The following is a 17,004-nucleotide window of genomic DNA, read 5'->3' as shown; positions in this document are numbered from 1 at the left end:
GGAGTAATGACGCCTATGAGCAAGCCCTCCAAGGGTTCGTCCCTGGATGGCCAACCAGCTTTTGCTGGAACGCAGTTCCTCACAGTCGCCGAAGTGGCGTCACTGATGAGGGTGTCCAAAATGACTGTGTACCGCTTGGTACACGGCGGAGAGTTGCCCGCTGTACGGGTGGGTCGATCGTTTCGTGTGCATACGAAAGCTGTGCACGATTACCTCGAGACCTCGTACTTCGATGCGGGCTGAGTAGCGCTCGCGCTCTCGGGTGAAGTCGGGCCGGTTTCGCAGATGAATGTCTGCACCGGTAAGATCTACACTCGTCGTGCCAGTCGCTGTTGTTGCATCGGGCTCTGGCTTCTGCAGCGCCCGAGCGCCAGCTTGGGGATCGACAACTCCGTGAGGGGTTCGAGGATGCCAGGTAGGCGTACGCAACTTCGCGTGCGCGAAAACGTAGACAGAACGTGAGGAACACCCGCCATGGGTTCAGTGATCAAGAAGCGTCGCAAGCGCATGTCGAAGAAGAAGCACCGCAAGTTGCTTCGTCGCACCCGAGTTCAGCGCAGGAAACTCGGTAAATAGAGTTCCTCGAAAGAGGCCCGTCACCTTATGGTGTCGGGTCTTTTTCGTTCGGTGAGGCACCCAGTTTTCGACGTCGGGAGTCCTGAAAGGCACTCTTGTCCGAATCTGCATTCTTCCTGCACAGGGTGCCATTTCTCGTACTCTCACATCTTCGCCGGATTCCAGTAGGCTGCTTGTTGCGGCACGAATCCTGGGGGTGTGTGTGAACTCGAACGATCGAGGCGTCGCGGCGCCGAAAGTGGTCCTCGTGACCGGTGTGAGCCGTTTTCTCGGGGGATACCTCGTCACTCGGCTCGCGCAGAATCCATCGATCGAACGGGTCATCGCTGTCGATACGCTCTCACCGAGCAAAGACCTGCTGCGGAAGATGGGCCGCGCCGAGTTCGTGCGCGCCGACATCCGCAATCCGCTCATCGGCAAGGTCCTCCGCAGCGCGGGAGTGGACACCGTCGTCCATGCCGCCACCATTGCCAAACCGCCCAGTTCCGGCGGTCGAGCGACCATGAAGGATCTCAACGTCATCGGGGCGATGCAACTCTTCGCCGTCTGCCAGAACTCACCGACTGTGCGCAAGGTCGTCTTGCGGTCTTCGTCGTCCGTCTATGGGTGCAGTGCCAAGGACCCGGTCAATTTCACCGAGGAGATGAGTGCCCGACGTCCGCCGCAGGGCGCCTACGCTCGGGACACCATCGACATCGAGGGCTACGTCCGCGGGCTCGGCCGTCGCCGTCCGGACGTCGCTGTGTCGATTTTGAGGATGGCGCCGCTGATCGGGCCACGGCTCAACGGGACAATCTCGAGGTACATGACGTCACCGATCATCCCGAGCATTCTCGGCCGCGATGCACGCATGCAATTGCTGCACGAAGAAGACGCCCTGGCCGCACTCGAGCGGGCCACTATCGGCGGACCGGCAGGCACGTTCAACGTCGGAGCCGACGGAACGATCATGTTCTCGCAGGCCATCCGGCGGGCGGGTCGCATCGAAGCGCCCGTGCCGTTCGCGTTGTTCAAGAGCGTAGGTCGAGCACTGATGGGTGGCATGATGCGCGAGTTCACCACCGAACAACTCGACTATTTCCATTTCGGCTGCGGGCTCGATACGGCCCGTATGAGATCCGACCTCGGTTTCGAACCGCGGTGGACAACCGTGCAGGCATTCGACGACTTCGTTCGCGGTGCAGCACTGCGCCCGGTCCTCAAAACCGAGTGGGTCGATGCCGCAGAGAAACACTTGTTGTCGATCGTCGATGCAGGTGCAGCAGTGTCGACGAAGGTACTGACCGTCGCGAGTCCGGGACGAAGGAGGTGAGCGATGTGGCGAAGGTAATTCCGCTGCACGGCGGTGGGTCCGGTAGAACGGCGTCCGCGAGAAACACAGACCAAAGGCGGGTAGAACGAAGTCGCAGCCGCCACCCGTCCTCGTACACCGAGGTCCGGCCGCCCACACCACTGATCACTCCAAGCCTCGCCACACCGCCGGTGACAGCCACACCGCCGGTGACGACAGCTCCGGTGTCCGTGCCCATCGACGCGATCAGAGAAAAATTGGTCGACCAGATTGCAGGAACCGCCGAGTTCCTGCGACGTCGGCTCGCCGGGGACTATCAGATCGATGAATTCGGGTACGACCCTCACTTCGCCGATGCCGTATGGCTTCCGCTGCTGCGGCCATTGTTCGACAAGTGGTTCCGTGTCGAGGTCAAGGGCATCGAGAACATTCCGAACGACGGCGGTGCACTCGTTGTCGCCAATCACGCCGGCGTCATCCCGATCGATGCGTTGATGACTTCCGTCGCGGTTCGTGATCACCATCCGGCGCACCGTCCGCTGCGCATGCTGGCAGCCGACATGGCATTCGAGATGCCCGGGGTCGGATCGATCGCACGCAAAGCCGGACACACACTCGCCTGCAACCCCGACGCCGAGCGACTGCTGCGCATGGGGGAGGTAGCGGCGGTCTTCCCCGAGGGCTTCAAGGGAATCGGTAAGCCGTTCAGCGAGCGCTACAAGTTGCAACGGTTCGGCCGCGGCGGTTTCGTATCGGCCGCCCTGCGTACGGGGGCCCCGATCATCCCGTGCTCGATCGTGGGGTCGGAGGAGATCTACCCGAAAATCGGCGACCTCACCACCCTCGCTCGGCTGATGGGGATGCCGTACTTTCCGGTCACGCCACTCTTTCCGCACTTCGGCCCACTCGGTCTCATTCCGCTGCCGTCGAAGTGGTACATCGAGTTCGGCAAGCCGATCTACACCGACTCCTACGAAGCCCAAGCTTCGGACGATCCGATGGTGCTCTTCGAGTTGACCGACCACGTTCGCGAAACGATCCAGCACACGCTCTATCGACTTCTCGCCAAGCGTCGCAACGTCTTCCTCGGATAGCTCTGTAAAGTTCTCGCGGTGCTGATTCGTGACACCATCACCGAAGACCTGCCGTCTATACTCGCCATTCACAACGACGCCATCGCCACCACGACGGCGATCTGGGACGAGACCGAAGTGGGACTCGACGAAAGAATCACCTGGTTCGACGGCCGACTTCGGGCTGGATTTCCCGTCCTGACCGCGGTCGTCGACGGTTCCATCGCGGGGTACGCGTCGTACGGGCAGTGGCGTCCGAAAAGCGGGTATCGGCTGACGGTCGAGCACTCGGTCTACGTGGACAAAGCCTTTCACCGTCGGGGCATTGCCAGCGCCTTACTCGCGGAGTTGATAGCTCGCGCCCGGACCGCAGGGATTCACGCAATGATCGCGGGAATCGAAAGTGGCAACACCACCTCGGTTGCGTTGCACGACAAATTCGGCTTCGTCACCGTCGGACAGCTCCCCGAAGTGGGGGTCAAATTCGACCGATGGCTCGACTTGACGCTGATGCAACTGAGTCTGTGACGAATTGAAGTCGGGCTGCTCAGGCAGCTCGACGACGACCGAGCACGGCAGCGAGCCCACCGCCGACGGCACCAATGGCAAGGGCCGTCGGGACCCCGATCCTCGCGGCTTTGCGTCCCGTCCGAAAATCACGGATCTCCCAGCCTCGGTTCTTGGCCACTTCCCTCAGGTCTGCGTCAGGATTGACCGCGACGGCCGTGCCGACCAGTGACAGCATGGGGACGTCGTTGTGGCTGTCGGAGTACGCGGTGCACCGTTTGAGGTTCAAACCCTCGCGCACAGCGAGTGTGCGAACGGCGTGAGCCTTTCCGAGTCCGTGCAAAATATCTCCGACCAACAGGCCGGTGAAGATTCCGTCCTTGCTTTCCGCGACGGTCCCGAGTGCACCGGTAAGTCCGAGTCGTTTGGCGATGATCTGGGCCAGCTCCAGTGGAGTCGCGGTGACCAGCCAGACCTGCTGACCCGCATCGAGGTGCATCTGTGCCAGTGCTGCGGTGCCCGGCCAGATCTTGTCGGCGATCATCTCGTCGTAGATTTCCTCGCCCAGGCGGGTCAGTTCGGCGGTCGACCTTCCAGTGATGAAGGACAACGCTTTTTCTCGGCCACTGGCGACGTCGTCGCTGTTTTCCTTGCCGCTGACTCTGAATTTAACTTGCTGCCAAGCGAACTGGGCGAGATCGCCGCTGGTGAAGTACTTTCTGGAGGCAAGGCCCCGGGCGAAGTGAATGATCGACGCGCCCTGCACCATGGTGTTGTCGACGTCGAAGAACGCCGCGGCGGTGAGGTCGAGTGGCACCGAGCCGTCGGTGTCGAGTTGCAGCGCGAGGGCAGCATCGGCACTCGCTTCTCCGGCGACGTTGGCACGGACCTGCGCGTCGGTAGGGCCGAGTGGACTGCGGAATCGACGTTTGCGGCGTTTGTCGGCCGCGGGCTGCCGGGTGTCGACCATGACGGCGTCCGGCACCTCCGATATCGGCAAGTCCGGCACTATCGCGTCCTCTTGAACTACCTCGGGCTTTTCTACTGCCTCGGGCTCGTGCGCTGTCGAATCGTGTGAATCCGACACCTGGATTTGTGAATCGTCGGAATCTTCGCCGCTGATATCAGGCGTTTTCGGGTTCCCGTCGGTCATCTTCTTGCGCACCTCCCTGCTCGAGCACTGCCACAACCCTAGTCCGTGTCTCGGTGGCGAGCGCGGACATACGGCATCGACCCACAGTCGTGGCGCCCAGCCTGCCTGTGAGCTTCGTCTCCGTGCCCGGCGGTGAGGTCTCCGTGCCCGGCGGTGAGACAGTAGGGCTATGAGCTCCCATGAATCTTCCGTGGTTCTTCTCACCCGCGCCGGTTGTCACACCTGTGTCGCCGCGTTCGAGAAGTTGACTGCAGTGTGTGCCGATTTCGGAATCGTTCCCTCGGCGGTCGATGTGGACCAGGTGGCGGCTACCGACCCTGACCTGCGAGCGGAGTACGGCGACCGTGTTCCCGTGGTGCTGCTCGATGGGCGTGAGCACAGCTACTGGGAGGTCGACGAGCCGCGATTGCGAGCGGATCTGACGGTCACCAAGGCATCCTGAGAAGGTGCGATCGATCTCGCTTTGCAGGTGAGGGCCCCTCTAGCACGGATCCAGCGACTTTGTTCATTCGTTCACAAGCGGTTACCGTGGTGCGAACAATATCAATGCTCGAAAGAGTCGTGATCTGGATGTATCAGGATCAGCGTGAGGACCGGCATCGCTGCCGTTCGGACGAGGAGCCATGAACGTGACCGAAGAGCGCCCGGCTGTACCGGGGACCGTTGAACGGTCTGCTGGGGTCGAACGCGTTATTCCACAGGCTACGGTGACGCGTTTGGCGGCCTACTTGCGGGTCCTCGGAATTCTTGCCGATGACGGAGTGCTCATCGTATCGAGCGAAGAACTGGCCAACGCCGCGGGTGTCGGGTCGGCAAAATTGCGCAAGGATCTCTCGTTCCTCGGCCCGAACGGTGTGCGTGGAGTCGGTTACGACGTCATGCGCCTACGGGCCAAGATCGAGAGCGCACTCGGTCTCGATCGCGGACACAAGGTCGTCCTCGTCGGTGTCGGGAACCTCGGTGAGGCACTCGCGCGATACGGCGGCTTCGGCCGTCGCGGATTCTCGATGGTAGGACTTTTCGATAGGGACGAGAAGAGGGTCGGCAGTGACATCGATGGACTCGAAGTCCGACACGTGGACCTGTTGGAACAGTCGTGCCGCGAACTCGAAGCGACGATTGGTGTGATTGCCACCCCCGACGCTGCCGCTCAGAGTGTCGCCTCGGCGTTCGTCGCAGGCGGCGTGGAGTGCATCCTCAGCTTCTCACCGGTGATACTCGACGTGCCGGATCGCGTCGAGGTTCGTCGAGTCGATCTGGCGGTGGAGATGCAGGTTCTGTCTTTCAACAGTTCGCGGAACGAGGCCGCTCATGGATCACCGGGCCTGTCCGGAAATCCGCGCCTCGGCCGCAGCCGAGGACCGAGGGTGACGCCCGCTTCACTACCAGGAGCCATCAGCCCTAGCAGTTCGACAAGAAACGGATCGGTGATCGCACCGTGAGTGTCCTTCTCGTCGGGATTTCGCACCGTAGTGCTCCCGTCGCAGTTCTCGAACGTGTCGCTGTCACCGACACGGATCGGCCGAAACTTACCGACAAGCTCATGGCTACCGGAAGCATCTCCGAAGTCATGGTGGTCTCGACGTGCAACCGCATCGAGGTCTACGCCGTGGTCGACGCTTTCCACGGCGCTCTGACCGCAGTGGGCGAAATACTGGCCGAGCACTCCGGGCTGGAAGTGCAAGAACTGACCCAGCACGCCTACGTCCGATACAGCGAAGCAGCCGTCGAGCATCTCTTCGCCGTCGCCAGTGGCCTCGATTCGATGGTCATCGGCGAACAACAGATTCTGGGACAGATTCGTGCTGCATACGCGGCCTCAGACAACCAGCAGGCGTCCGGACGAGTGCTCCACGAACTGGCGCAGCAGGCGTTGCGTGTAGGCAAGCGCGTTCACTCGGAGACCGGAATCGACTCCGCTGGTGCATCCGTCGTCTCGGTAGCGATCGAGCGCGCAGCGACCATGTTCGGTGGAAGCCTCGAAGGAAAGACCGCCGTAGTGGTGGGTGCCGGCGCCATGGGCGGACTGTCCGTAGCGCACCTCGGACGTGCCAGAATCGGTCGTCTGATCGTGGTCAACCGCACCCGCGAACGCGCCGAGCACCTCGCCGAAACGGCACTGTCCGCCGGTGTTCCCGCGTCGGCGATGGATTTCGAGGAACTCCCCGCTGCGCTGGCCGACGGCGACGTGCTCGTCACCTGTACGGGCGCGGTCGGTGCTGTCGTCTCCCTCGCCGACGCACACCTCGCGCTTGCGCAGCGAGATCCAGGGCGACTTCTCGCCATCTGCGACCTCGGACTGCCCCGTGACGTCGATCCCACGGTCGCAGGGCTACCGGGCGTCAGCGTGTTCGACATGGAGTCCCTGCAACGGGACCCGGCCGCAGGCGCAGCCTCTTCCGACGCCGCGGCGGCGCGCGAAATCGTCTCCGCCGAACTCTCCGGATACCTCGCCGGTCAACGGCTCGCCGAGGTGACGCCGACAGTGACGGCCCTGCGCCAACGTGCCGCCGAAGTCGTCGAAGCAGAACTCATGCGACTCGATTCGCGACTGCCCAGCCTGGACTCGCCGCAGCGCGACGAGGTCGCCCGGACAGTGCGACGCGTCGTGGACAAGCTCCTGCATTCGCCCACTGTCCGCGTCAAGCAACTAGCCACCACCCCTGGCGGCGACTCCTATGCAGCAGCGCTGCGGGAGTTGTTCGAACTGAGCCCGGGAACGGTCGACGCTGTCGCCAGCCCGATCGAGATCAATGGAATGGAACTCGTGGACGATTTCACTGCCAGCCGGATCGACGGCAAGAAGGGACCACAGCGGTGACCGTCGTAAGAATTGGAACACGAGGAAGCCTGCTCGCAACGACCCAGGCCGACACAGTTCGGCGTGGGCTGATCGCAGCAGGACTCGATGCAGAACTCGTGATCATCAAAACTGCCGGTGATATGTCGGCCGCTCCGGTGCAGACCATCGGAGTCGGCGTATTCACTGCGGCGTTGCGTGAGGCACTCACCGACGGCAAAGTCGACATCGCCGTGCACTCCTACAAAGACCTGCCCACCGCTCCCGACGAAAGATTCGTCATTGCTGCGATCCCCGAGCGGGAAGATCCGCGCGACGCACTGGTAGCTCGTGACGGCCTGGTGCTCGGCGAGCTACCCGGCGGAGCAACCGTCGGGACGTCGGCGCCGCGTCGTGCCGCGCAGTTGCGTGCACTCGGCCAGGGTCTCGATGTCAGGCCCCTGCGGGGCAACCTCGACACTCGTATCGGGAAGGTGTCGTCCGGAGAACTCGACGCCGTCGTCGTGGCACGAGCAGGACTCGCTCGAATCGGTAGGCTCGATGTCATCACCGAGGCACTCGATCCGGTGCAGATGATCTCGGCCCCGGCGCAGGGTGCATTGGCCGTCGAATGCAGGATCGCCGACACCGAGCTCATCGAGGCGATTCGCACACTCGACGACCAGAACACCCGCACCTGCGTTGCCGCTGAACGTGGTCTGCTGGCCGAACTCGAAGCAGGATGCTCGGCCCCGGTCGGTGCCATCGCCGACATCGTCGAGTCAATCGACGAGAGCGGCCGCGTCTTCGAAGAGCTGTCACTGCGTGCCTGCGTGGCAGCCCTCGACGGCAGCGATTCCATTCGCGCGTCGATCGTCGGTGCCACCGACAATGCTGAGGAGCTGGGCCGCGACCTGGCCCGCGAGATGCTCGATCTCGGCGCTCGAAGATTGGTCGACATAACCGAGCCGGCAGCTACTACGTCTGCGCATTCCGGGGGAACATCCCATGTCTAGCTCGATCAGCACTCCAGTTCGCGGACGCGCCAAACGCAGGGCCTCTCGGCCCCCGGTCCGCGGCGAATCCATCGCCACTGCACGGTTGATCCCGAAGCGGGGCCCCGCAACCTCGATCGAACTGCAACACCCACACAAGAAAGCACTGGAGAACAACCGATGAGCCCAGTCCGCAAGAATGCCAACGGACGGATCCTGTTCGTGGGATCGGGGCCGGGTGACCCAGCTCTGCTGACGGTCCGAGCCCGCGAAGTACTCGGCTCCGCCGAACTCGCGTTCACCGATCCAGATGTCGACAAAGGCGTTATCGCGCTCGTCGGTCACGATCTTCCGCGCGACCCTGAAACCGGCGAAACCGGAGTCGATGTCCGGCCGGCACTCGGTGAGCCTGCCGAGGTCGCCAAAACCCTTCTGGCCGAGGCTAAGAACGGTCACGATGTCGTGCGCCTGGTGTCCGGGGATCCCCTCACCACCGACTCGGTCATTGCCGAGGTCACCGCCGTTGCACGCACACATGTTCAGTTCGAGGTTCTTCCCGGACTGCCGTCGGGTTCAGCGGTGCCAAGCTACGCCGGAATGGCGTTGGGTTCCGGACACACCGAGGCCGACGTCCGAGGCGAGGTGGACTGGGCGGCGCTTGCAGCCGCACCCGGGCCGCTCGTACTGCACGCGACGTCGGGGCATCTGGCCGAGACGGCCAGTGCGCTCGTCGAACACGGTCTCGCTCCGCAGACACCCGCGGCCATCACGGTCCGGGGCACGACTCGTCAGCAGCGCACCGTCGAGGCCACTCTCGCCACGCTGAACGATGCAGGCAGTGAGCTCGTCGGTTCGCTCGTCGTCACGGTCGGCAAGGTCGTTTCGGGCCGAAACAAGATGTCCTGGTGGGAGTCTCGCGCACTGTACGGTTGGACCGTTCTGGTGCCACGCACCAAGGATCAGGCAGGCGAGATGAGCGATCGTCTCGTGACGCACGGTGCCATCCCGATCGAAGTTCCGACCATTGCCGTCGAACCTCCGCGTAGCCCGGCTCAGATGGAGCGCTCGGTCAAGGGACTCGTCGACGGTAGGTACCAGTGGGTCGTCTTCACCTCGACCAATGCAGTTCGCGCCGTGTGGGAGAAGTTCGAAGAGTTCGGTCTCGATGCCCGTGCATTTTCGGGTGTGAAGATCGCGTGCGTCGGCGAAGCGACGGCGGAGAAGGTCCGGTCGTTCGGTATCAACCCCGAACTGCTGCCGTCGGGCGAGCAGTCTTCCCTCGGTCTCCTCGAGGACTTCCCGCCGTACGACGAGGTTTTCGACCCGGTCAATCGGGTTCTGCTGCCGCGTGCCGATATCGCTACCGAAACGGTTGCCGAAGGGCTTCGTGAGCGCGGGTGGGAGATCGACGATGTCACTGCCTACCGAACCGTTCGCGCTGCGCCGCCTGCCGCCGAGACCCGCGAGATGATCAAGACCGGGGGGTTCGACGCGGTGTGCTTCACGTCGAGTTCGACTGTTCGAAATCTCGTCGGTATCGCTGGGAAGCCGCACGCACGCACGCTCGTTGCGTGCATCGGTCCGAAGACGGCCGAGACTGCAGTCGAGTTCGGTCTGCGGGTCGACGTTCAGCCGGAGACCGCGCAGGTCGGTCCGCTCATCGAGGCGTTGGCCGAGCATGCTGCTCGTCTGCGTGCCGAAGGTGCATTGCCGCCCCCGCGTAAGAAGAGTCGCAGGCGCTGACGCCCAAGGTGCGTGGAAACAGCTCTGGTAGAAATGTTTCCATGCACCTGCCCGACGAAGGAGGGCCCGTACAGATGTTTCCCGTAGACCGCCCACGCCGACTGCGCCGGACACCGGCATTGCGTCGGTTGGTGGCTGAAACGTCTTTGCAAGCGCGGCATCTGGTGCTGCCCATGTTCGTGGCGGACGGGCTCAGTGAGCCGCGAGAGATTTCTTCGATGCCCGGTGTCTTTCAGCACACGCTCGACTCCCTGAGCGTTGCGGCAGAAGAAGCCGTGGCGGCGGGTGTGGGTGGTCTGATGCTGTTCGGCGTGCCACGCCCTGAGGACAAGGACGCGGAGGGTTCCGGAGCAAGTAATCCCGACGGAATCCTCAATCGCGGACTTCGGTGCCTGAAGGCTGATCTCGGTGACTCGACTGTGCTCATGGCGGACACGTGCCTGGACGAATTCACCGATCACGGACACTGCGGCGTACTGACCGCCGACGGCGTCGTGGACAACGATGCGACGCTGGCACGGTACGTCGAGATGGCTCTGTCGCAGGCAGATGCCGGCGCGCATCTGTTGGGGCCGAGCGGAATGATGGACGGGCAAGTAGCCGCGATCCGGGAAGGTCTGGATGCGGCAGGCCACGATGCCGTCGGACAGCTCGCTTATTCGGCCAAATACGCGTCGGCTTTCTACGGCCCTTTCCGGGAGGCAGTCGGGTCTTCGCTTCAGGGGGATCGGCGTACCTACCAACAGGATTCGGCTAATCGCCGCGAAGCAGCCCACGAAGTCGAGCTCGACTTGGCCGAGGGGGCGGACATCGTGATGGTCAAACCAGCCATGTCGTATTTGGATATTCTGCGAGACATCGCCAATATTTCTCCGGTTCCCGTTGCTGCATATCAGATTTCGGGTGAGTACTCGATGATCACCGCGGCCGCACAGAACGGTTGGATCGATCGCGATGCGGCAATATTGGAGTCCCTGACCAGTATTCGACGGGCCGGTGCCGATGTGGTGTTGACCTACTGGGCGACGGAAGCAGCTGGGTGGCTATGACCGAACACGGTGAGAGATGACCGATCCATCGCATCCCGAAGGCGATAGTCCCCGGCCGCAGCCGGACTGGGAACGCTGGGAGGCCGAACACGGCCCGCCGTCGATGAAGATTCCGTCGTTCGATGTACTGCCGCTCGAGTCCGTCCGACGACCGGCACCGGTGGACGTCGAGACTTCGCGGCATCTGTGGTGGGGTGTAGCGCTCCTGGGCATGCTCGAGCTGCTGATGACGCTCGTTGTCGTCTACGGCGACAAGTCGATCTTCGCGCAGCAACTCGTCGACGATGTGGCGCTCCAGCAGCCATCCATGCCGCTGACCGCGGAGTCGGCGGAGAGTTACCTGACCGCAGCGCTCGTCTTCATGGTCTTCCTCGGAGTCGGTTTCGGGGGGCTGTTCTTGTTCTGGGTGAACAAGATGCGACTCGGTCGGATGTGGGCACGGATGGTCCTGACGATGATCGGGACGGTGACAGTGGTTCTTGCCTTGCCTCAGCTGTTCGGACTTGGTTCCGCCGACGGTGCTTTGTCACTGTCGATGGCGGCTGCGGGTATCGCGCAGGGTGTTCTTGCAGCCGGTGCGATCTATCTGATGCACCGCAAGGAGTCCACCGAGTATTTTCTCGCTTCACGCAAGAAGTGAAGGTCGGCGTGTCACTGCACCCCTCTCTGATCATGTGAATAGCATCACTCGATATCATCCTCGAGTGATTGGACCCCACATGACGCAACCGGAAGTCCGCGAGGTCGAGCAGGAGCGCGGTAAGCCCTGGGCGCTTCTCGGTTTGCTACTGGCAGTATCCGTCGCGGTATTCATTATGGCGCTCGGATTCAGTGCTGGTTGACCTGTGGTTTTGTCTTCCACGGCCGCCTGAGCTAGCGTGACTGCCATCACATCGGCGGTCAGAGGAGTCGTATGCAGGTTCGGACCGAGGCCAGGCAAACGCCCCATGTCGATCGCACCGAGCGTGTGGATCACAGCATGCGGATGGAGTTGCTGTTGATCGGCCTCGTAGTGACCATGGGCATCCTCGCGGCGATCGCGATCGTCCTGCCCGCTGTCGTCAGTAGCTGACGCCTCCGACCCGGGGCACTTGCACTGTGACATATGGACACGAGTCCGGTTCGCCGTTGCCGGACATGGAACTGCTGTTCGCCGAAGAAGGCGCTCGCTGGCGGGCGCTGCTGTGGGGGCCGCTGTTCTGTGTGCTGGTGTTGGTGATCGAACTCCTGACCGGCCCCGTTGTCCACTGGTTCGCTCTGGCGCTGTTTGCGCTCATCCTGGTCGGGTTCACCTACGTTCAGGTCAGTGCCGCGCGCAGACATGTCAGCGTTGCGGTGACGCCCAAGCGCTTGCAGCAGGGGGTTGAGACCCTCGACATCGCGGACATAGACGAGGTGCTGCCTCCGATCGACTACTCCGATGGCGACTACGAACCGAAGAAGTGGGAGACAGCGCGAGTGCTCGGTGAAGTGCATTCGGTGCCGCGTCGACGTACCGCGATAGGTCTCCGGATGAAGGGCGGGGCGCTCGTGCAGGCATGGGCCAAGGACGACGACGGATTGCGGGCAGCGCTCGAGCATGCGCTGATCGAGTACTCGTGATCCGGGGACTGGCAATCGCCGAGATCGTCGCCGCGGTATTGGTCGTGGCTCTGGCGATCCTGTGTTGGAACGCGGGCGTGACCGAGACGGTGTTCGTCGCGGCCGGCGACAGTGGACCCGAGTACGTCTCGACCCGCTACGCGGGGCCATGGATCGCGCTGGGTGCGGTGAGCGTCGTCCTCGCAGGTTTGTTGCTGATCGATGGCGTTCGGCGGCTCCTCAGGCCACCTCTCCATACCCGGTAGGGGTATGCTCGAGTCATGAGCAGCTATGCCACTGAACAAGACGATCTGCTGAAGAGACTCAGGCGTATCGAGGGACAGGTCGCGGGCATCTCACGAATGGTGGCCGAGGATCGCTACTGCATCGACGTACTCACTCAGGTGTCCGCGGCGACGAAAGCGTTGCAGTCGGTATCGCTGAAATTGCTCGACGCGCACCTCGCCGGATGCGTCGTCGAGGCGGCACGCAAAGGCGGCCCCGAGGCGGACGCCAAGGTCAAAGAAGCGTCCGACGCGATCGCGCGACTCGTCCGATCCTGATTCCATTCCAAGAAAGGTGAAAAAGTGCAGAACAAATACATCGTCGAAGGAATGACCTGTCAGCATTGCGCCGCATCGGTCTCCGAGGAGATCTCCGAACTAGCAGGCGTGACCGGGGTGGACGTCGACGTCGCCAGCGGTGAAGTTGTCGTCACGAGCGATCAGGACATCGACGCGGCTGCTATCGCGTCCGCGGTCACCGAGGCGGGATACACGCTCGTCTCCTGACCGCCGAATGACACATCTCCCCGATGGCGCCCAGGGACCATCACGCCCAGGGACCATCACGCCCAGGGACCATCACGCATCTGGTGATGGTCCCTACTCACGACGGCGTCAGCCTGCGTGAGCCTTGCTCGGATGATCTGCGGACTCTTCGTCGCTCCCCGCACCCGGATGGCCGAGCATGGATGCGCCGAGGAGTTCTTCGGGAATGCCGAAGCCCTCGACCAGTTCGCGTGCGTGCGGACGTAGCGAACGGCAGCGCTCGTTGATGCCGCGGGTGACGGCCTTCGATCGCTCCGTCGAGAGATAGCGGTGCTCGACGAACCAGGCTTTGTCCTCCTCGATGACGGAGAGTGCGTAGAGATCGCACACCTGCTCGAGAATCTTCTTGGCTGCTTCGTCCTCACACGAGTTGATACCGGCGACGAACGCTTCGAGAACGACTCGGTCGATGTGTGCGTGTGCCGCGTGCAACACATGGTCCTGGACGGAGTTGAAGGCGTCGAACCCGCTCATTTCCTTCGAGTTCTTCTGCAGGCGTCTTGCGACCGTCGACAGGAGGTAGTTCTCGCGATCTTCGAACATGCCTACCTGCGTGCCGCGATTGAACAGTGATCCCTCTTCCTCGTTGTCCTGGCGGGAGTCGAGGACGGTCTGGATGATCGTTTGTGCTGCAGTGCGTTTGATCACGCGGTCGCCGGCGAACTCCGCGGCGAAGCGAACCCATTCGACTGGGCTCATGCTCTTCACGTCGTCGGCGTAGGCGGTGAGCAGTTCCTTCGCGACGAGCTGCGTCAACACGTGGTTGTCACCCTCGAACGTGGTGAACACGTCGGTATCCGCCTTGAGTGAGATCAGCCGGTTCTCGGCCAGATAGCCTGCGCCACCGCAGGCTTCGCGGGCTTCCTGAATTGCGGTGGTCGCGTGCCAGGTGTTCGCCGCTTTCAACCCCGCTGCGCGGGACTCCAACTCGCGCTGCTCCTCTGGATCCGGGTCGTCACTCGTCTGAAGCTTGTGCATCTTTGCCACGAGCTCGTTCTGTGCGAATTGCAACGCGTAGGACTTGGCGATCAGTGGGAACAGTCGACGTTGATGCACCAGGTAGTCCATGATGAGGACTTCTTCTTCGGAATCCGGTGCCGTGAACTGCCTGCGCTGCAGCGCGTATTGCGTCGCGATATCCAGGGCGACGCGAGCAGCGGCGGCCGCGCTGCCACCGACGGTGACGCGACCACGAATCAACGTGCCGAGCATCGTGAAGAAGCGTCGACTCGAATTCTCGATAGGTGAGGAGTACGTGCCGTCCGCGTCGACGTCGGCGTATTTGTTGAGCAGGTTGTCGCGCGGGATGCGGACGTGGTCGAACATGATGCGTCCGTTGTCGACTCCGGGGAGTCCGCCCTTGTACTGGCAGTCGCTCGTCGTAACTCCGGGGAGGTCCGCGCCGTCGGAGTCGCGCAACGGAACGAAGAAGCAGTGGACTCCGTGTCCTTCCGGCTCCTCACCCGGTCCTGCGGTGATTAACTGCGCGAATACTGCTGCAACGGTGGCAGTTTCGGCTGCGCCGCCGATGTAGTCCTTGCGTGAGGACGGCGTGGGGGAGTGGATGACGAATTCGCCGGTCTCGGCGTCGTAGGTCGCGGTGGTCTCGAGAGCCTGCACGTCGCTGCCGTGGCCGGTCTCCGTCATCGCAAAACAGCCGAGAAGATCGAGGTCGATGAGGCGACCCACGTACGCCTCGTGATGGCGTTCGGTGCCGAGGTTTTCGATGGCTCCGCCGAACAGTCCCCATTGCACTCCGGCTTTGACCATCAGTGAAAGGTCCGACATGGCGAGCATCTCGATCATCGTCACGGCCCCGCCGACGTTACCGCCGCCGCCGTGTTCCTTCTTGAAACCGTCTTCGGCTACGCCGTTTCGAGCAAGTAGCTTCATTTGTTCCAAAGCTTTGGTGCGGGCGATCACGGTGTTCGGGGTGTAGTGCGGACGGAACTCGTCTCGAACGAGTTGTCTGCGGGCCTCGTTCTTCACATCACGCCAGCGGCCGTCCAAGGTGTTGCGAAGGTGCTCAGAAGTGGTTGCCATACTCGACGGTAACCTTTCGGCCGCCGCGCCGGGAGTGAAGGGTCGGGAAGGCCACAGAAAATTTCGACCGCACCGCAGAACCTCCCGCATCCATCGATCCTTTAGGGTCGGCCCATCGATACCTCACAGATTCTGCGAACCGATGCCGCGCACGTCTGGCACCCGTATGGCGGTTTTCCCGCCTCGACCGCACCGCTTGTCGTGGACAGTGCAGCCGGTGTCCGGTTGCGTCTGAGCGATGGCCACGAGCTGGTCGACGGCATGAGCTCGTGGTGGGCGGCCGTGCACGGGTATCGCCATCCGGTGCTCGACGCGGCGGTGCGGGACCAGCTGGGCAAGATGAGTCACGTCATGTTCGGCGGACTCACCCACGAACCGGCCGCTCGGCTCGCGGAACTTCTGGTGTCGATCACCCCGGATGGCCTCGACAAGGTGTTCTTCGCCGATTCCGGGTCGGTCTCGGTCGAGGTCGCGGTCAAGATGTGTATTCAGTTCTGGCGCAGTCGCGGTCTGCCACGCAAGAGCAGATTGTTGACCTGGCGCGGCGGCTACCACGGCGACACGTTCGCGCCGATGAGCATTTGTGATCCGGACGGCGGGATGCACACGATGTGGACCGATGTGCTCAATGCCCAGATCTTCGCTCCCGTACCTCCGAGTGAATTCGATCCGAACTACGTCGAACTGTTCGAGAAGATTCTCGCGAGCAACGCAGGCGAGATCGCGGCGATCGTCGTCGAACCGGTAGTACAAGGTGCGGGCGGGATGCGGTTCCATGATCCGCGCTACCTCGCCGAGTTGCGGCGGATGGCCGACGAGCACGATGTCTTGCTGGTGTTCGACGAGATCGCCACTGGTTTCGGACGGACCGGCGCACTCTTCGCGGCCGACCACTCGGGCGTTTCCCCGGACGTCATGTGCGTCGGGAAGGCTCTGACCGGCGGGTACATGACCTTGGCGGCCACGCTGTGCACGTCGGAGGTCGCGGAGGTCATCAGTGCAGGAGCGGCCGGTGGCTTGATGCACGGCCCGACGTTCATGGCGAACCCGTTGGCGTGCGCGGTCGCGGTTGCTGCTGTCGAATTACTTCTCGCCCGAGACTGGCGTGCGGAGGTAGCTGCACTCGAATCGGGCCTGCGCTCGGGTTTGGCGTCGGCGCAGGCTCTTCCCGATGTTGCGGACGTCCGGGTGCGAGGCGGGATCGGGGTGATCGAGATGAAAGAACCGGTCGACATGCAACGCGCGACGGATACGGCTGTGGCTCATGGTGTGTGGCTTCGACCGTTCGGGAGGTTGGTCTACGCCATGCCGCCGTACGTGTGTGAGAAGCAGGACGTCGAGCGCATCGCCACGGCGATGGTGGCTATCGCCTCAGCAACTTGAA

21 protein-coding genes and 1 pseudogene are annotated in these 17,004 nt (G+C 62.7%); 20 read left to right on the top strand and 2 right to left on the bottom strand.

The features are described 5' to 3' along the window. Positions 1–6: 6 nt before the first annotated feature. The 5 genes from BJI47_RS05795 to BJI47_RS05775 all read left to right on the top strand — a co-directional run bounded on the left by BJI47_RS05795 (position 7) and on the right by BJI47_RS05775 (position 3,468). Positions 7–243, top strand: coding sequence for a helix-turn-helix domain-containing protein (locus BJI47_RS05795; RefSeq protein WP_088942921.1), 237 nt, complete (start codon positions 7–9; stop codon positions 241–243). A gap of 231 nt (positions 244–474) precedes the next feature. Continuing rightward, positions 475–576, top strand: coding sequence for an AURKAIP1/COX24 domain-containing protein (locus BJI47_RS05790; RefSeq protein ID WP_003402602.1), 102 nt, complete (start codon positions 475–477; stop codon positions 574–576). A 202-nt stretch (positions 577–778) separates the two neighbouring features. After that, a complete protein-coding gene (locus BJI47_RS05785; RefSeq protein WP_176224687.1) occupies positions 779–1,888 on the top strand; it encodes an NAD-dependent epimerase/dehydratase family protein in 1,110 nt (369 codons plus the stop codon). Continuing rightward, positions 1,885–2,961 carry a lysophospholipid acyltransferase family protein gene (locus BJI47_RS05780; protein WP_088942827.1) on the top strand — a complete coding sequence of 359 codons (1,077 nt, stop codon included), beginning with the start codon at positions 1,885–1,887 and terminating at the stop codon, positions 2,959–2,961. Before BJI47_RS05785 ends, BJI47_RS05780 begins: the two co-directional genes overlap by 4 nt. Before the next feature lie 18 nt (positions 2,962–2,979). Next, a complete protein-coding gene (locus tag BJI47_RS05775) occupies positions 2,980–3,468 on the top strand; it encodes a GNAT family N-acetyltransferase (RefSeq protein ID WP_088942826.1) in 489 nt (162 codons plus the stop codon). Between the two features lie 19 nt (positions 3,469–3,487). On the opposite strand, the gene BJI47_RS05770 is transcribed toward BJI47_RS05775, so the two are convergent. Further along, positions 3,488–4,417, bottom strand: a complete 930-nt coding sequence (locus tag BJI47_RS05770) for an HAD family phosphatase (protein ID WP_088942919.1) — start codon at positions 4,415–4,417, stop codon at positions 3,488–3,490. Positions 4,418–4,769: 352 nt separating this feature from the next. Here BJI47_RS05770 and BJI47_RS05765 point away from each other — a divergent pair, with 352 nt between their 5' ends. The 14 genes and pseudogenes from BJI47_RS05765 to BJI47_RS05715 all read left to right on the top strand — a co-directional run bounded on the left by BJI47_RS05765 (position 4,770) and on the right by BJI47_RS05715 (position 13,538). Next, positions 4,770–5,042, top strand: a complete 273-nt coding sequence (locus BJI47_RS05765) for a glutaredoxin family protein (RefSeq protein ID WP_088942825.1) — start codon at positions 4,770–4,772, stop codon at positions 5,040–5,042. Between the two features lie 181 nt (positions 5,043–5,223). Next, a complete protein-coding gene (locus BJI47_RS05760) occupies positions 5,224–6,042 on the top strand; it encodes a redox-sensing transcriptional repressor Rex (RefSeq protein WP_088942824.1) in 819 nt (272 codons plus the stop codon). Next, positions 6,039–7,352: pseudogene (locus BJI47_RS05755) on the top strand (glutamyl-tRNA reductase); the annotation flags it as partial. The gene BJI47_RS05760 and the pseudogene BJI47_RS05755, both read left to right, overlap by 4 nt. A gap of 65 nt (positions 7,353–7,417) precedes the next feature. Beyond that, the gene (hemC, locus tag BJI47_RS05750; protein WP_088942822.1) at positions 7,418–8,395 is read left to right on the top strand and encodes a hydroxymethylbilane synthase; all 978 of its coding nucleotides are present in this window, start codon (positions 7,418–7,420) and stop codon (positions 8,393–8,395) included. Beyond that, positions 8,388–8,558, top strand: a complete 171-nt coding sequence (locus BJI47_RS24020) for a hypothetical protein (RefSeq protein ID WP_176224686.1) — start codon at positions 8,388–8,390, stop codon at positions 8,556–8,558. Before hemC ends, BJI47_RS24020 begins: the two co-directional genes overlap by 8 nt. Then, positions 8,555–10,117: a bifunctional uroporphyrinogen-III C-methyltransferase/uroporphyrinogen-III synthase gene (locus BJI47_RS05745; RefSeq protein WP_088942821.1), complete on the top strand. Its 1,563-nt coding sequence runs from the start codon at positions 8,555–8,557 to the stop codon at positions 10,115–10,117. The genes BJI47_RS24020 and BJI47_RS05745 overlap by 4 nt, the downstream gene beginning before the upstream one ends. 74 nt (positions 10,118–10,191) lie before the next feature. Further along, positions 10,192–11,166, top strand: a complete 975-nt coding sequence (hemB, locus tag BJI47_RS05740; protein WP_088942820.1) for a porphobilinogen synthase — start codon at positions 10,192–10,194, stop codon at positions 11,164–11,166. A gap of 16 nt (positions 11,167–11,182) precedes the next feature. Next, a complete protein-coding gene (locus BJI47_RS05735) occupies positions 11,183–11,806 on the top strand; it encodes a hypothetical protein (RefSeq protein ID WP_088942819.1) in 624 nt (207 codons plus the stop codon). Between the two features lie 79 nt (positions 11,807–11,885). Continuing rightward, the gene (locus tag BJI47_RS24450) at positions 11,886–12,008 is read left to right on the top strand and encodes a hypothetical protein (protein ID WP_254900410.1); all 123 of its coding nucleotides are present in this window, start codon (positions 11,886–11,888) and stop codon (positions 12,006–12,008) included. 71 nt (positions 12,009–12,079) lie between these two features. After that, on the top strand, positions 12,080–12,238 hold the full coding sequence (locus tag BJI47_RS24015; protein WP_176224685.1) for a hypothetical protein: 159 nt from the start codon (positions 12,080–12,082) through the stop codon (positions 12,236–12,238). A gap of 65 nt (positions 12,239–12,303) precedes the next feature. Continuing rightward, complete coding sequence (locus BJI47_RS05730; protein WP_254900418.1) at positions 12,304–12,768, top strand: hypothetical protein; 465 nt, start codon at positions 12,304–12,306, stop codon at positions 12,766–12,768. Beyond that, positions 12,765–13,013 (top strand): hypothetical protein, encoded by a 249-nt coding sequence (locus BJI47_RS05725; RefSeq protein WP_254900409.1) that lies wholly within the window; start codon positions 12,765–12,767, stop codon positions 13,011–13,013. Before BJI47_RS05730 ends, BJI47_RS05725 begins: the two co-directional genes overlap by 4 nt. A gap of 15 nt (positions 13,014–13,028) precedes the next feature. Further along, positions 13,029–13,310, top strand: coding sequence for a metal-sensitive transcriptional regulator (locus BJI47_RS05720; RefSeq protein ID WP_088942818.1), 282 nt, complete (start codon positions 13,029–13,031; stop codon positions 13,308–13,310). A 24-nt stretch (positions 13,311–13,334) separates the two neighbouring features. Further along, on the top strand, positions 13,335–13,538 hold the full coding sequence (locus tag BJI47_RS05715; protein WP_254900408.1) for a heavy-metal-associated domain-containing protein: 204 nt from the start codon (positions 13,335–13,337) through the stop codon (positions 13,536–13,538). 108 nt (positions 13,539–13,646) lie between these two features. Here the strand turns inward: BJI47_RS05715 and BJI47_RS05710 are convergent, their stop codons facing one another. Then, entirely contained in the window at positions 13,647–15,620 is a 1,974-nt protein-coding gene (locus BJI47_RS05710; RefSeq protein WP_088942817.1) for an acyl-CoA dehydrogenase, read from the bottom strand. A 114-nt stretch (positions 15,621–15,734) separates the two neighbouring features. On the opposite strand from BJI47_RS05710, the gene BJI47_RS05705 reads away from it, so the two are divergent. Beyond that, positions 15,735–17,003, top strand: coding sequence for an adenosylmethionine--8-amino-7-oxononanoate transaminase (locus BJI47_RS05705; protein WP_088942816.1), 1,269 nt, complete (start codon positions 15,735–15,737; stop codon positions 17,001–17,003). The last annotated feature ends 1 nt before the right edge of the window (position 17,004 follow it).

The sequence above is a fragment of the Rhodococcus sp. 1168 genome (assembly GCF_002091955.1).
Classification (GTDB): Bacteria; Actinomycetota; Actinomycetes; order Mycobacteriales; family Mycobacteriaceae; genus Rhodococcoides.
The sequence above is the reverse complement of the archived record's forward strand: the minus strand, read 5'-3'. Positions and strand labels throughout refer to the sequence as shown.

Bases quoted from the DNA above. Each gene is read 5' to 3' on its own strand.
- BJI47_RS05795 (WP_088942921.1), top strand. From the start codon at position 7: ATGACGCCTATGAGCAAGCCCTCCAAGGGTTCGTCCCTGGATGGCCAA.
- BJI47_RS05790 (WP_003402602.1), top strand. From the start codon at position 475: ATGGGTTCAGTGATCAAGAAGCGTCGCAAGCGCATGTCGAAGAAGAAG.
- BJI47_RS05770 (WP_088942919.1), bottom strand. From the start codon at position 4,417: ATGGTCGACACCCGGCAGCCCGCGGCCGACAAACGCCGCAAACGTCGA.
- BJI47_RS05765 (WP_088942825.1), top strand. From the start codon at position 4,770: ATGAGCTCCCATGAATCTTCCGTGGTTCTTCTCACCCGCGCCGGTTGT.
- BJI47_RS05760 (WP_088942824.1), top strand. From the start codon at position 5,224: ATGAACGTGACCGAAGAGCGCCCGGCTGTACCGGGGACCGTTGAACGG.
- BJI47_RS24020 (WP_176224686.1), top strand. From the start codon at position 8,388: ATGTCTAGCTCGATCAGCACTCCAGTTCGCGGACGCGCCAAACGCAGG.
- BJI47_RS05745 (WP_088942821.1), top strand. From the start codon at position 8,555: ATGAGCCCAGTCCGCAAGAATGCCAACGGACGGATCCTGTTCGTGGGA.
- hemB (WP_088942820.1), top strand. From the start codon at position 10,192: ATGTTTCCCGTAGACCGCCCACGCCGACTGCGCCGGACACCGGCATTG.
- BJI47_RS05735 (WP_088942819.1), top strand. From the start codon at position 11,183: ATGACCGATCCATCGCATCCCGAAGGCGATAGTCCCCGGCCGCAGCCG.
- BJI47_RS24450 (WP_254900410.1), top strand. From the start codon at position 11,886: ATGACGCAACCGGAAGTCCGCGAGGTCGAGCAGGAGCGCGGTAAGCCC.
- BJI47_RS24015 (WP_176224685.1), top strand. From the start codon at position 12,080: ATGCAGGTTCGGACCGAGGCCAGGCAAACGCCCCATGTCGATCGCACC.
- BJI47_RS05730 (WP_254900418.1), top strand. From the start codon at position 12,304: ATGGAACTGCTGTTCGCCGAAGAAGGCGCTCGCTGGCGGGCGCTGCTG.
- BJI47_RS05720 (WP_088942818.1), top strand. From the start codon at position 13,029: ATGAGCAGCTATGCCACTGAACAAGACGATCTGCTGAAGAGACTCAGG.
- BJI47_RS05710 (WP_088942817.1), bottom strand. From the start codon at position 15,620: ATGGCAACCACTTCTGAGCACCTTCGCAACACCTTGGACGGCCGCTGG.